The 12,662-nt window shown below is 42.5% G+C and carries 12 protein-coding genes and 2 pseudogenes; 9 read left to right on the top strand and 5 right to left on the bottom strand.

Annotation, left to right across the window (positions count from 1 at the left end; all coding sequences use genetic code 11):
* The first annotated feature begins 7 nt into the window (after positions 1–7).
* From CH373_RS14935 to CH373_RS14900, 8 genes are all read left to right on the top strand, one after another.
* Complete coding sequence (locus CH373_RS14935; RefSeq protein WP_100714950.1) at positions 8–823, top strand: hydroxyacylglutathione hydrolase family protein; 816 nt, start codon at positions 8–10, stop codon at positions 821–823.
* A 120-nt stretch (positions 824–943) separates the two neighbouring features.
* Positions 944–2,320: a dihydrolipoyl dehydrogenase gene (locus CH373_RS14930; protein ID WP_100714949.1), complete on the top strand. Its 1,377-nt coding sequence runs from the start codon at positions 944–946 to the stop codon at positions 2,318–2,320.
* A gap of 106 nt (positions 2,321–2,426) precedes the next feature.
* Positions 2,427–3,344 (top strand): ABC transporter ATP-binding protein, encoded by a 918-nt coding sequence (locus CH373_RS14925; protein WP_100714948.1) that lies wholly within the window; start codon positions 2,427–2,429, stop codon positions 3,342–3,344.
* Positions 3,341–4,114, top strand: coding sequence for an ABC transporter permease (locus CH373_RS14920; RefSeq protein WP_100714947.1), 774 nt, complete (start codon positions 3,341–3,343; stop codon positions 4,112–4,114). The genes CH373_RS14925 and CH373_RS14920 overlap by 4 nt, the downstream gene beginning before the upstream one ends.
* Complete coding sequence (locus CH373_RS14915) at positions 4,107–4,379, top strand: BolA family protein (protein WP_423789803.1); 273 nt, start codon at positions 4,107–4,109, stop codon at positions 4,377–4,379. Before CH373_RS14920 ends, CH373_RS14915 begins: the two co-directional genes overlap by 8 nt.
* Positions 4,380–4,449: 70 nt before the next feature.
* Positions 4,450–4,674, top strand: coding sequence for a BolA/IbaG family iron-sulfur metabolism protein (locus CH373_RS14910; RefSeq protein ID WP_100714946.1), 225 nt, complete (start codon positions 4,450–4,452; stop codon positions 4,672–4,674).
* Positions 4,675–4,707: 33 nt separating this feature from the next.
* The gene (grxD, locus tag CH373_RS14905; protein ID WP_100714979.1) at positions 4,708–5,028 is read left to right on the top strand and encodes a Grx4 family monothiol glutaredoxin; all 321 of its coding nucleotides are present in this window, start codon (positions 4,708–4,710) and stop codon (positions 5,026–5,028) included.
* Positions 5,028–5,270: a glutathione S-transferase N-terminal domain-containing protein gene (locus tag CH373_RS14900; protein WP_100714978.1), complete on the top strand. Its 243-nt coding sequence runs from the start codon at positions 5,028–5,030 to the stop codon at positions 5,268–5,270. Before grxD ends, CH373_RS14900 begins: the two co-directional genes overlap by 1 nt.
* A 34-nt stretch (positions 5,271–5,304) precedes the next feature.
* Here CH373_RS14900 and CH373_RS14895 read toward each other — a convergent pair whose 3' ends face one another.
* The 5 genes and pseudogenes from CH373_RS14895 to CH373_RS14875 all read right to left on the bottom strand — a co-directional run.
* Positions 5,305–6,348, bottom strand: a complete 1,044-nt coding sequence (locus CH373_RS14895; protein WP_100714945.1) for a hypothetical protein — start codon at positions 6,346–6,348, stop codon at positions 5,305–5,307.
* Positions 6,349–6,481: 133 nt separating this feature from the next.
* Positions 6,482–7,516, bottom strand: coding sequence for a bifunctional glutamate--cysteine ligase GshA/glutathione synthetase GshB (gene gshAB / locus CH373_RS14890; protein ID WP_165778847.1), 1,035 nt, complete (start codon positions 7,514–7,516; stop codon positions 6,482–6,484).
* A complete protein-coding gene (gene gshA, locus CH373_RS14885; RefSeq protein ID WP_100714943.1) occupies positions 7,504–9,045 on the bottom strand; it encodes a glutamate--cysteine ligase in 1,542 nt (513 codons plus the stop codon). Before gshA ends, gshAB begins: the two co-directional genes overlap by 13 nt.
* 63 nt (positions 9,046–9,108) lie before the next feature.
* A complete protein-coding gene (ggt, locus tag CH373_RS14880) occupies positions 9,109–10,872 on the bottom strand; it encodes a gamma-glutamyltransferase (RefSeq protein WP_100714942.1) in 1,764 nt (587 codons plus the stop codon).
* 21 nt (positions 10,873–10,893) lie between these two features.
* Positions 10,894–12,453, bottom strand: a pseudogene (locus CH373_RS14875) (AAA family ATPase); the annotation flags it as partial.
* Between CH373_RS14875 and CH373_RS14870 the strand changes: the two are divergent.
* A pseudogene (locus CH373_RS14870) lies at positions 12,446–12,662 on the top strand (ATP-dependent Clp protease ATP-binding subunit ClpA); the annotation flags it as partial. The pseudogenes CH373_RS14875 and CH373_RS14870 overlap by 8 nt on opposite strands.

The following is a 12,662-nucleotide window of genomic DNA, read 5'->3' as shown; positions in this document are numbered from 1 at the left end:
GTATCTCTTGCAAGAGATCGTTCGTATCTATACCAATAGTCCTCTCAGAAATTTTACCTATTTAGTCCACGAAAGCTCGACAAGCCAAACTCTCTGTATAGACCCTTATGACTCAGAACAAGTGATTCGGGTTCTCAAACAAAAAGGTTGGTCCTTACAAATCATAGTAAATACCCACGAGCATGGGGATCATACCAGAGGAAACGAAGGACTATACAAGGAGTTTAGTCCGGAAGTACTGACTCATAAAAATGCACATAGGGTCGTGCCATTTGCGACTCGCTCGGTTTCCAATTCAGAAAGGATACTAGAATCCTCGGACCAGTTAAACTATTTGCGAATCCTCGATACTCCGGGACACACATTCGCTCATATCTGCCTTTTGCAGATCGAATACGAAATTCCTGTCGCTGTATTTTCGGGAGATACGATTTTTAACTGCGGAGTTGGAAACTGCAAAAATGGAGGAGATCCCACTTCTCTCTTCGAGACGGTCTCTCAAATCTTTCAACCTCTTTCGGATCAGGTACTTCTCTACCCGGGCCATGACTATTTAAAGAATAACTTAAGGTTCAGCTTTGATCTGGATCCTAGTAATGATTCCACAAGGTTGGCTTTAGAAAACGCAGAGTCGCTCTCCCAGGATCGAGAATTTATCACGGCGACCTTCGGGGAAGAACGCACTTACAATCCGTTCTTTCTATGCTTCGAACCGACTGCACAGTTAATTTCCTCGGTTCGAAGGAAGGCCCAAAATCCTGAATTACCTTCCGACCGAAAATCCCTTTTCCTTTCTCTCAGAGAACTCAGGGATCGTTGGTAATCTGCCGGTTCCAAACTGGCCCCAAAAGCAAACATTCATTTACAATTCGTACCCTCGACCGAATCTAAGTTTCGATCCGTCTAAACTCACAAAATAGAATCTCGGATCTAAATTTTTCGAATGAAGAAGTACGATATCATTGTTATAGGTTCCGGGGGTGGCACAAAGTTAGTCACTCCTCCCTCCAAGCTAGGCTACAAAGTTGCAATCATTGAAAAGGATAGACTGGGAGGCACTTGCCTGAACCGGGGTTGCATCCCTTCTAAAATGCTCATCTATCCCGCTGAGATTCTCGCCTCGCTCAAAGACTCGAATCGATTTCAGTTGGAGGTCCAGCAAGACTTCAAAGTTCGCTTCCGAGAATTGACGGAAAGAATTTCCGCCACCGTAGACGCAGATTCTGACAGCATAGAGCCGGCTTATGAAAAAAATCCGAACATCGACTTTTATCATGCAGAGGCTAGATTTGTAGATAAAAAGACCGTACAAGTCGGGACGGAACTGCTAACCGCAGATCGAATCTTTATCGCTGCCGGTGCTAGGCCAAGAATTCCACATATTCCAGGGCTGGAAGGAACTCCATACATGACTAGCCGAGAGGCACTGAGGCGAACAGAACTTCCGGATTCTCTGATCGTAATCGGAGGCGGTTACATTGCTCTAGAACTCGGATTTGCTTATTCAGCTTTCGGATCCAAAACTACTTTTTTAGTCCGAAATCGTATGCTTTCCAACGAGGACCAGGATATCGTGGACAGCTTCGAAAAAAGTTTTTCTAAATCTCAAGACGTTCGACTGCGGACACAAATTCTAAATGTAAACTACCAAGATGGGAAATTTCATGTAAGTGCATTGCAAGAAGGAAAGGAATTCTCTCTTACCGCGAGCGCGCTTTTGGTAGCCACCGGAATCCGACCTAATTCTGATTGGCTCGACTTAGAAAAAGCAGGGATCCAAACCGATGCACACGGCTATATCAAAGTGAACGAGTATTTAGAGACTTCCGCGACCGGAGTCTATGCATTGGGCGACATTATCGGAAGATACTTTTTTAGGCATTCCGTGAACTTTGAAGGCGAGTTTCTATTCCAATCATTATATGTAGATCAGAAGAAAATTCCGATCGTGTATCCTCCGGTTCCACATGCGGTATTCACTCACCCACAAGTGGGATCGGTGGGGAAAACAGAGAAGGAGCTTTTACAAGAAGGAGTAGATTATATTTCTGCAATCAATCCGTATTCCTCGAGCGCGACCGGAATGGCTCGGCTTTCGAAAGACGGAATCGTGAAAATTCTAGTCGAAAGAAAATCCAGAAAGATCTTGGGTGCGCACATCCTAGGTGACGAGGCTTCGAATCTCATCCATCTTTTCATTTTACTAATGACCATGAACGGAAGCTTGGACGATCTATTGAAGATGATTTATGTTCACCCTGCACTACCCGAAATCGCCAGAAATGCGGCGAGAAAGGCCAGGGAGATTTTAGGCATTTAGCGCAAAATGTCCGTATAATGGCTTTAGGAAGTACATTCAATAAATGGAATAGAATTCGGAATCTGAATCGTTTACGAAAAATTGATAGGAGAAATCATTCTTAAGAATGGGGAAAGCCTTAGTTATAGAAAATCTCACAAAAGTGTACGCTGGTGGAAACCAAGCGCTTAAAGGAATCAATTTAACCGTAGAGGAAGGCGATTTCTTTGCACTTTTAGGACCAAACGGTGCCGGAAAATCCACGGTCATAGGCATCCTAAGTTCTCTAGTAAACAAAACTTCCGGACACGTGGAAATTTTAGGAGCAAACTTAGATACTCAGTTAGCAATCGCCAAATCGTATTTAGGAGTGGTTCCGCAAGAGTTCAATTTCAATATTTTCGAAAAAGTAGAACAGATCGTAGTGAACCAAGGAGGTTACTACGGTTTGAGTAAAAAACTAGCCACCGAAAGAGCAGGAGTGTATCTGCAACAATTAGGACTTTATGAAAGAAGAAAAGAATCCGCGGGAAAACTTTCCGGAGGACTAAAACGCAGATTGATGATCGCACGAGCATTAGTACACAATCCTAGAATTCTGATTCTGGATGAACCGACTGCTGGAGTAGACATAGAGTTGAGGAGGTCCCTCTGGGAATTTTTGGTAAAACTAAATTCCTCCGGCGTAACAATTATACTTACGACTCACTATTTGGAAGAGGCAGAAAATCTCTGCAAGAAGATTGCGATTATCGACAAAGGCGAGATCATTCAGAATACAAGCATGAAGGAACTGCTCGTGACTCTTCATACGGAAACATTCGTATTAGATTTGCATACACCGCTCAAAGAGGTTCCTTATCTAAACGGATTCCAACTGAATAAAATAGACGAACTGACCTTAGAAGTAGAAATCAATAAAAGTCATTCTTTGAACGACCTTTTCCAACTACTCGACGAAAACGGAATTCGAATCACTAGTATGAGAAATAAAGCGAATCGTCTGGAAGAGCTGTTTCTAAAAATGGTGGAGAAAAAATCTTGAACGCAAGGGAACAGTACAACGCTTTTTTAACGATAATCCGAAAAGAATCAGTTCGAATCTTAAGAATTTGGATACAAACATTGATTCCTCCCGGTATCACGATTTCACTCTACTTTTTGATTTTTGGAAAATTAGTAGGATCCCAAATTGGGGACATCGGAGGACATACCTACATTCAATTCATCGTTCCCGGATTGGTAATGATGTCCGTGATTTTGAACGCATACACGAACGTAGTCTCTTCTTTTTTCGGAGCAAAATTTCAGAAGAATATAGAGGAAGTGTTAGTCTCCCCGACTCCTGCTTACTTGATCGTTTTAGGTTATTCAGTGGGAGGGGTAATCCGCGGGATTCTAGTCGGTATCATCGTAACTTTCATTTCTCTATTTTTTACCAAGTTGGAGCTATATAGCATAGGCACTGTGATGTTGACAGTCGTTCTATCCGCCATGTTATTTTCACTCGGGGGCTTTTTGAACGCACTCTTTGCCAAGAAATTCGATGATGTTACAATTATTCCTACATTCATACTGACCCCGCTAACCTACCTAGGCGGAATCTTTTATTCGATTCAGATGCTCCCGATGCCCTGGCAAATGCTCTCTAAATTCAACCCTATCCTATATATGGTAAACGCGTTCCGATTCGGGTTTTTAGGAGTGAGCGATATAGATCCGGCCTTAGCTTTATGCTTTTTGGGAACGGGAACAGTTTTCATTTTTATACTTTCTGTGGTACTCTTAAACAAAGGAGTAGGAATCCGTGCCTGAAATTGAGAATGCGTTGCGATCCCTCTTGGAAAGGGAATTTGAACCAGAAATATTAGAAATTCATGATTTTTCGGCGGAACACGCTGGTCATACGGGAAATCCTGATTCGCTTCCGTCCGGCACGCATATTCGGATTTTTATCCGGTCTAGGCATTTTTCTAATCTGGATTTATTAACTCAGCACAGAAAAGTGTTTAATTTGTTAAAAGAATTCATCAGTGCATCCGGAATTCACGCTTTAGAGTTACGAACCGAAGCTGCTTGAGAAAAATAGTTGTTCGAGAATCGAACTCTTAAAACGCTAGTAGTTGAAGAAATGTCTAAGAGTTAGATGAATGACGATAGAGCAAATTCGACAAAAAATTGCAGCCGGATTACCTGGAGCAGACGTTACAATTTTGGACCCGTATCATGATGGAGTTCATATAAAGGCAGTTGTTAAATACGAGGGATTTGCAGGAAAATCGATTTTGGAACAGCACAGAATGGTGTATTCGACATTGGAAGAGGAATTGAAAGAAGAAGTTCATGCACTCGCACTGGAAACTCGAGCTTCCTAATTAAATAGGGCATTGAAAAAAGAGGAATCTAAAATGGAACAAGCAATGAAGGATAAAATAGAAGGAATGATTAAGGAAAACAGAGTATTCCTTTTTATGAAAGGTACTCCGGAAGCTCCTCAATGCGGATTTTCTGCGGGAGTTTCTAACGTTTTGAGAAGCTTGGGAACTCAATTCGGATCTTTTAATGTACTATCCGATCCTGATATTCGCCAAGGAATCAAAGATTATGCGAACTGGCCAACCATTCCTCAGCTTTATATAGACGGAGAATTTATCGGCGGACACGATATCGTTGTGGAAATGGCAAAAACAGGCGATCTTCAAAAGAAATTAGGAGTTCCCTCTAAATGATGAAGCTTTACCATTTCTGGTCTTGCCCCTATTGCACCTATGTGAGGGAAGAATTTTCCAAAATGGGTTTGGTAGAAGGTAAGGACTATGAATTGGTAGAAGCTAGCAGAGGCACGATCGGCCGAGAAGAAGTCATTCGTCTCGGCGGTCTAAGCCAAGTTCCATTCTTAGTCGATGGAGACACCATGATGTACGAATCTAGAGGCATCGTGGATTACGTAAAAAACCGCAAAATCGCTTAAACGTTTTTAACCCTAACTCGTTCCAAAAAATCGGCTATCTTGTCATTACCTTCGCCGCAATACTCTCACTAATCCGCTTAACTATTTGATCAATGCAATACTTATCTGAGCAATAAGCATCTTCGGAATCTTTCCAAAGTATTTCACCGGATTGGGTCTCGTGAACCGCAAAGTTTACTTTTAGACCACTTCCTTGAATTTTTTCTACATTCCCAGAAACCAGTATATTCGCTTTTAGTAATTTACCAAGTTCGGTGGGATTGGCAATAATGCCCGAGTTTTCAAAGATTTGGCTATTGAGTATCTTCTGAATTTCTGCGCTGCTCCTCTCAACCAGGTGCATTCTTTTTTCGATCAAAGAAGACGCCAAACTGTGAGTAACTTTTTCACCTGATTCTCCGCTAAACGACAACACTGCGACCGTAGATCGAGCAATTCTTTCCTTAGAACTCAGGATTTTTTGAAAAGCTGGGTTTTCATAATCTGTTAGCAGATCATTTTTCAAATTCTCCGCAATTTTTTCCTCGGAACGAATTTTTTCCTTCTCCGCTGAAATTCTCTGAGTAATACCTAGTGTAGAAGAAGTCGCTGCGATCGGAGAAAAAGCCATTGGCACCCAGCCAAAAAAGGAAACAAACTTCAAAGAGTAGGAGTACGACTTCAAAGTTCTCCTTTCTAGGCGATCATACAAATCAAATTTCACTGCGGTTTCCCGCTCGGCCCTCATCGGATAAATTCCTAATGTGAGAAACCAAAGAACTGACGAACTACTAATATTTCTTTCCCATTCAGTTTCTATTGAGTACCGAATCTGCACTCTTGCATCTGGATCGTTTACAAAATTTCTAATCTTCTCCAGGTTTTTTCTGAGTTTCTCCGAATCGATCGAGTTATCCGAGTAGTCATAGTATGATTTACCTACCTCGATTAAACTGATCTGCATCACATCTGAATTCGGCTTCGCGGTTGCTGATGAAGGTTTAATTCTCGTATAATATAAAAAACACCCAGAGGAAAAAGCGGACACAAAAGCCAGGACCAAAAGCCGAAATGTTAAGCGAAAAAGAAGCTGGGGCATAGAGTCTCTATAAACGATCAACATGGTAAAAAGTCAAGGAGGTAGTGGCTTTAACTAGGTATCTATAACTTCGAAGTTTAAGACAGAATTTACGAAGGATTTTGGAGAAAAGGGGACGCACCCCCTAGAACACTTAAAAACCTAACAGATCCAGGATTTTATTTCCTACGTCCCGATTCTTGCCTTGGTATGGATAATTATGAATATAAAGCACTGGGTTAAAATTCAGTTCTAGTATCTTGTACGATCCCTTTTTCTCTAAGTCCTGCACGATAATATCTACTCCGCAAATCTTCGCCCCTACTGCCTTGGCTGCTTCTACAGCCATTTGGCAGTAAAAAGAGTGAGCAATATCCGTGACATCAATGCTGTCTCCACCCGTACTGATATTTGAATTTTTACGTAAAAAGACGGTTTCCCCTTTTTTAGGAATGCTTTCGATGGAAAATCCCTGGGAATGCAAAACTCCAAGCTCTGTTTCTTCTAATTTAATTTTTTCTAAAGGAGTCACATGACCAACTCCCCTTCTTGTGTCCGAGTTTTTTTGCTGTACCAATTTTCCGACACTGGAAACTCCATCTCCTAATACGTTAGCAGGCACCCGATTACAAACTGCTACGCACTCTTCGCCTAACACTAGAAATCTGTATTCGTTTCCAGGTACGAACTCTTCAATGATAACTGATTCCCCGTGTGCAAACGCAAGATCTAGTGAATTTCTGACCAGTTCTAGATTCGAATTCGGAGGCAAAATGGAGATCCCGATTCCGAAGTTCGTGGTTGTTGGTTTTACCACTAAATGGAGAGAAGGATTGGCCCTGAAATACTGGATTCCTTCTTCTTTGCTATTTACGCTGGTTCCGATCGGGACCTCGATCCCTTTTTCGGCTAATACCTGCTTGGTGACGATCTTATTCTCCATGATCAGAAAGGTCATATATGAATCCAGATCTGTTTTAGAAGCTTCTTTAATTAACCTATACTCTTTCCCGTTCCGAACTCGTATAAAATGATTTTTCCGATCCAGGATTTCTACTTCCAGCCCTCTATTCAGTGCATCTCTAATTACAATCTGAGAAGATATTTCCATATCTTCAAAGCCTTCTAAGATAGGCTGGTTCGGATCAAATCGCTTGGAAGCTTCTAAGCGGATTTTCAATGATCGCAAACCTTTGCGGTAGTGTTTTTCTTGATCTTCTCTTGGTTCTCGATTTGGTCTAGATCCCGAAACGATTTTTGCACTTCTTTTTCGAAGGAGTTCCATTTTCCAGGAGTGAGTTCCATTTGGGATAAGGTTCTGAAATTTTCTTTAGCAAGATGCATTCCGAGATCTCTGAATTCCCAGCCTTCGTCCAAAATCCTTCCTAAGAATTTTCCCGAAGGAGTCCGGCTCGGATCTTCCCACCGACTCATCATTAGTTTGAGCGTGTCTGAATAAAAACTTTTCCCTGTGTGCCTATCCAACTCTTCAGCGATCGGAAACAGTTCCATCGTATTTCGTTCTCCGCTCTTTCGGAAATCAATTTCGGATCCATCTTCATTCAGGATTTTTACATCAGGCTTTCTGCCTTCCCAAATGATCCTTCTTGTGTTCTCTCGAATCCTAAGGTTTTCTTTTTCCTCAATCTTGGGACTTTCGTGCAGTAGAGAATCTAGCAAAAGCATTTGGACATAAGCAAGAGTGGTTTTACTCACACCCATAGGAGACTCAGGTTCGATATCTATGCATCTTACTTCTAGATACTGTATTCCTCGATTCAGTAATGCGTCGATCGGCCTTTCTTCATTCTTAGGTATTTGTTTCGGTCTAACCGGCGAATAGAACTCATTCTCTATCTGAAGGTAATTTGGATTGAGCTGGCTTGGAAACCCTCCAAACTTCACATATTCAGGATTGACGGTATTCACAGCAGCGCACAGACCATCTATATATTCCAGCAATGAATTATAGTGAATATTCAGTTTTTCTTGCACTTTGCTCGTGTAACCGATCTCACTCATTCTTAGTGAGGTCGCGAAAGGTGCGTAAACCGTGTGACTTTTAAACCTAGAAAAAGGGAAATCCACCGGAACAGGCAAGAATGTCTCGTCAAAAGCAGGAGTAGCTCCGGTCAAATATAGAACGTCCTGAACTTTCCTAAAAAAGTTTCGGGTTACGTTCAAATAAGTTTCCGAGATCTCTTGCTTGTCGAACTTGGCGATTTCTTTGCCAAATATTTGCCGGAAAAATAAATTAGAAAAAGAGAAATTATAATGCACACCGGAGATCGTCTGCATTTTTCTTCCATAACGAAGTCCTAATCCGTGTCGGTAGGCAGTTTTCCAACTACCCGAAAATGATCTTCCGTACTGTGCCAAAGGAATTTGGTCTTCGTCCTTTGGTAAAATCGGAGGCATACTAAAAGGCCAGATCCACTCTCCTTGCATTCTTCGAGAAGCGAATATATGCAAATCTTGTAATTCTCTAACGATCGCTTCTATTCTCGGTCTAGGGTTCGTAGCGAATTCCAGTTGAGGTTCAGAAAAGTCGGTCTTTATGTAATGGTTCGTCAAACTGGAACCTAGAGTTTCTGGGTGGGGCTTCTGAGACAAGTTCCCATCGTAAGACACTCTCATACTTTCTTTCTCTAATCCGTGTTTGGATTTTACTGCATGTCTCAGGTTAGGACAGATCTGTTCCAGTGCACTTCGTTTCATTGATTTTATTCCTTGTATTGGACTATTTCCCCCGGATTTTGATCAGTTTCTTCCGATTTTATTTTATTCTCCCAAAGGAACGCCATCTCCCCTTGGATCAGAAGCGCCGTACAAGGTTCCATTTTCTCTTTTTACCGAAAATAATTTCGCAAAGTTGGGCCCAATTCTAGTATCGTGCTTCTTCGCCTTGAGTTGGTTAAACGTAGCAGTATCCGTCGCAGAACCTTCCAAATACAAAGCATCCGGAAAAAATTGGTGGTGCACTCTTCCTCTTGCTACGGATTCGTAGAGAGTAACTCCAAGGTCGATATTGAAAACGATAGATTGCAGTACTGCATTTACGATATAAGATCCACCGGGCGCACCAGTGGCCAGATAAGATTCTCCACCTTTTAGTACGATCGTAGGAGACATGGAACTTAGTGGAGTCTTGCCTGGCTGGATCGAATTTGCTTCGGCTCCAATCAATCCGTATACGTTCGGTTCTCCAGGAGAACGACTGAAGTCGTCCATAGTGTCGTTTAATACAAAACCGTATCCTTCTAAAATCGTTCCGGAACCGAATCTAAAATTCACAGACTGAGTAGTGGAGACGGCGTTTCCGGAAGAATCGATCACGGAAATATGCGTGGTCTGATCTGATTCCGCTCTTAGATTTAATCTGGTCAAATAAGTGGAACTCGGTGTTGCAAACTCCTCGTTAAAGTCGCTAATCTTTTCCTTTGCATACTGAGTGGATAAAAGTTTCTCTGTGGGAATCTTAGTATAACTAGGATCTCCTCCGATCACAGCGCGATCTGCGTATCCCCTCCTCATAACTTCGGAAAGAAAATGATAAAAATCCGAAGGAGAAGAATCGTAGAGCCCCTTTAAATCTTTGGTCTCGAGCATTCTGAGCATGGTAAGCATATGAATCCCCGAAGAAGGAGGAGTCATAGTTTGAATCGTGTATCCCCTGTACTGGATCTCGAGAGGCTTGGACTCACGCACTTTATAATTTTCTAAATCTGCTTTGGAAATGTCCCCGCCCTGAGTTTTCATTTGTTTTTCAAATGCGGTCGCGATCTGTCCGTGATAGAATTCCGCTTCTCCGGTCTGAGCTATCAATTTAAGAGCCTTTGCCAAATCTTTTTGGATCAGAATTTGCCCCACATTCGGGAGTCTTCCTTCTGGCAAAAAAATCTCTCTCATGGAATCGCTCATATCCTTTGCCGATTTCCGGATCGACTCTTGCAAGTCGCTGTATACAGGAAATCCGGACTCTGCGAGTCGGATCGAAGGAGCTAAAATTTCGGGCAAGGAAAGCTTTCCAAATTGTTTATGAATTCTGAGTAAACCAGCGACTGTGCCAGGAACTCCTACTGATTTAAGCCCTAGTAAAGAATCTTCTTTCGGCTTTCCCTTGTACATATCTCTGGTCGCAGACTTGGGCGCCCTCTCTCTAAAGTCGTACGCAAAAGTTCGTCTTGTCTTTGCGTCATGGTAGAGTAAAAACCCTCCGCCTCCGATTCCTGTAGATTGAGGCCGAGTCACAGAAACCGCAAAAGAAGCCGCGACGATCACATCTACAGTGTTTCCGCCCTTCCGGAAAATTTCTAAACCAGCTTGCGAGGCTTCCACCGAATCCGTTGCGATCATGATTTTTTTTGACTCGGCATAAAGCTGTCTAGCAGATACTCCTTGTTTGGTAGGTACCAACTTTTCGGTTGGCACCTCTCTTCCTTCGATCGTAAGGAACTGTTCTCTACAGCCGAGGACCTGAAATAAAATGAGAATACTGACTAGAAATACTAGTCTTGGAGCTTGTTTGAAGTTTTTAGAATTCACGAAATGTTTTCGCTCTAGTCTTTAATTATGATATGCTAATTCAAGTTCTCCGGATTCTTCGGTCAGGATCACCCTTCCTCCATTCCTCAGCGCTCCGAATAAAATCTCCTCCGACAATTTTTTGGAGATATTCGAATCGATCCACCTTTGCACTGGACGCGCTCCGAATTTCGGATCGTAGGACTTCCTCGCGATAAATAGAAGAACTTCGTCTCCGTATTGGATTACGATTTTCTTTTCTTTCAACCTTTCTTCCAAAAGATCCAGCTGCTTTTTGACAACTTTCGATACTACAAATTCATCCAGAGAATTGAACTCTATAATCGCAGTAAGTCGATTTCGGAATTCGGGAGAAAAATGTCTCTCTATCGCTTTTAGACTACGGTCGTCTTTTTCTGTGTTTTCGAAGCCCAACGGATTGGATGTCCTCTCCCTCGCGCCGGTGTTTGTGGTCATGATCAGGATCACTTGCTTAAAGTCCGCCTTGCGACCGTTATTATCCGTAAGAGTCGCGTGGTCCATGATCTGGAGCAGAATATTATAGATATCCTCGTGTGCCTTTTCTATTTCATCCAGTAAGAGAACGCAGTGGGGAGTGCGAATCACTGCATCCGTAAGTTGTCCGCCTTGCTCATAACCGACGTAACCGGGCGGTGAACCTATCAATCTTGAAACGGTGTGCTTTTCCATATATTCGCTCATATCAAAGCGGATAAACTCTACTCCCAAAATGGAAGCAAGTTGTTTAGAAACTTCTGTTTTGCCCACTCCAGTGGGGCCTGCAAAAAGAAAACTACCTACAGGTTTGCCTTGCTCCGAGAGACCGCTTCTGGACAAACGAATCGACTGTACTAGTTCGTCCACTGCCTTGTCTTGTCCGTAGATCTTCTGTTTTAGTTCATCGTCCAGGACTTTTAGTTTGTCACGATCGTCCGCTTTTACAGTTCTAGTTGGAACTTTAGATATTTTTGATACTAGATCTTCCATATCTTTTACGGTAACGATTTTCTGCTTTGCCTTGGAGCGGATCTTTACTTTTGCACCCGCTTCGTCGATCAAATCGATCGCTTTATCCGGAAGCTTTCTGTCCAAAATGTATCTATCTGCAAGCTTCGCTGCTTCTTCTACCGAAGAAGCGGAATACTTGACCTTGTGGAAAGATTCGTATTTCGGAACCAGTCCTTTTAAGATCCGAATGGTCTCTTGTACGGTCGGCTCTATCACTTCCACTTTCTGAAATCTTCTAGAAAGAGCGTGGTCTTTTTCGAAGATCGCTTTGTATTCTTTATAAGTGGTGGTTCCAATACATCTGAGTTCACCGTTCGAGAGAGCTGGCTTTAATAAATTCGATGCGTCTAAGGAACCTCCGGAAACTGCGCCAGCCCCGATAATCGTATGTATTTCGTCGACGAACAGAACATGATTCGGATCCTTGCTAATCGACTTGACCACATTCTTTAGTCTTTCTTCGAATTCTCCGCGAAACTTAGTACCCGCGAGCAACAAGCCCATATCCAAAGAAAAAATCTTTACCTCTTTCAAAGAATCCGGAACCTTCCCGGCAACGATACTAAGAGCGAGACTCGGAAAACTAGACCCTCTCGTGGGTAGATCCGATGAAATTGACAGAACGATTCATATACTGGCTCGTCGAAGAAAAAATAATCCTATCTTTGTGGGAGATGCAGGAGTAGGAAAGACAGCAATCGTAGAAGGTCTCGCTCTTAGTATCGTTGCCGGGAAGGTTCCGGATTCTTTGAAAGAGGTAAAGATTTTTTCTTTGGATATGG

The sequence above is a fragment of the Leptospira perolatii genome, assembly GCF_002811875.1.
Lineage (GTDB): Bacteria > Spirochaetota > Leptospiria > Leptospirales > Leptospiraceae > Leptospira_B > Leptospira_B perolatii.
Note: the sequence above shows the minus strand (reverse complement) of the source record. Positions and strands in the feature narration are given on the sequence as shown.

Excerpts from the sequence above, each read along its gene's own strand:
- CH373_RS14930 (WP_100714949.1), top strand. The coding sequence starts at position 944 with ATGAAGAAGTACGATATCATTGTTATAGGTTCCGGGGGTGGCACAAAG.
- CH373_RS14925 (WP_100714948.1), top strand. The coding sequence starts at position 2,427 with ATGGGGAAAGCCTTAGTTATAGAAAATCTCACAAAAGTGTACGCTGGT.
- CH373_RS14910 (WP_100714946.1), top strand. The coding sequence starts at position 4,450 with ATGACGATAGAGCAAATTCGACAAAAAATTGCAGCCGGATTACCTGGA.
- grxD (WP_100714979.1), top strand. The coding sequence starts at position 4,708 with ATGGAACAAGCAATGAAGGATAAAATAGAAGGAATGATTAAGGAAAAC.
- CH373_RS14900 (WP_100714978.1), top strand. The coding sequence starts at position 5,028 with ATGAAGCTTTACCATTTCTGGTCTTGCCCCTATTGCACCTATGTGAGG.
- CH373_RS14895 (WP_100714945.1), bottom strand. The coding sequence starts at position 6,348 with ATGCCCCAGCTTCTTTTTCGCTTAACATTTCGGCTTTTGGTCCTGGCT.
- gshA (WP_100714943.1), bottom strand. The coding sequence starts at position 9,045 with ATGAAACGAAGTGCACTGGAACAGATCTGTCCTAACCTGAGACATGCA.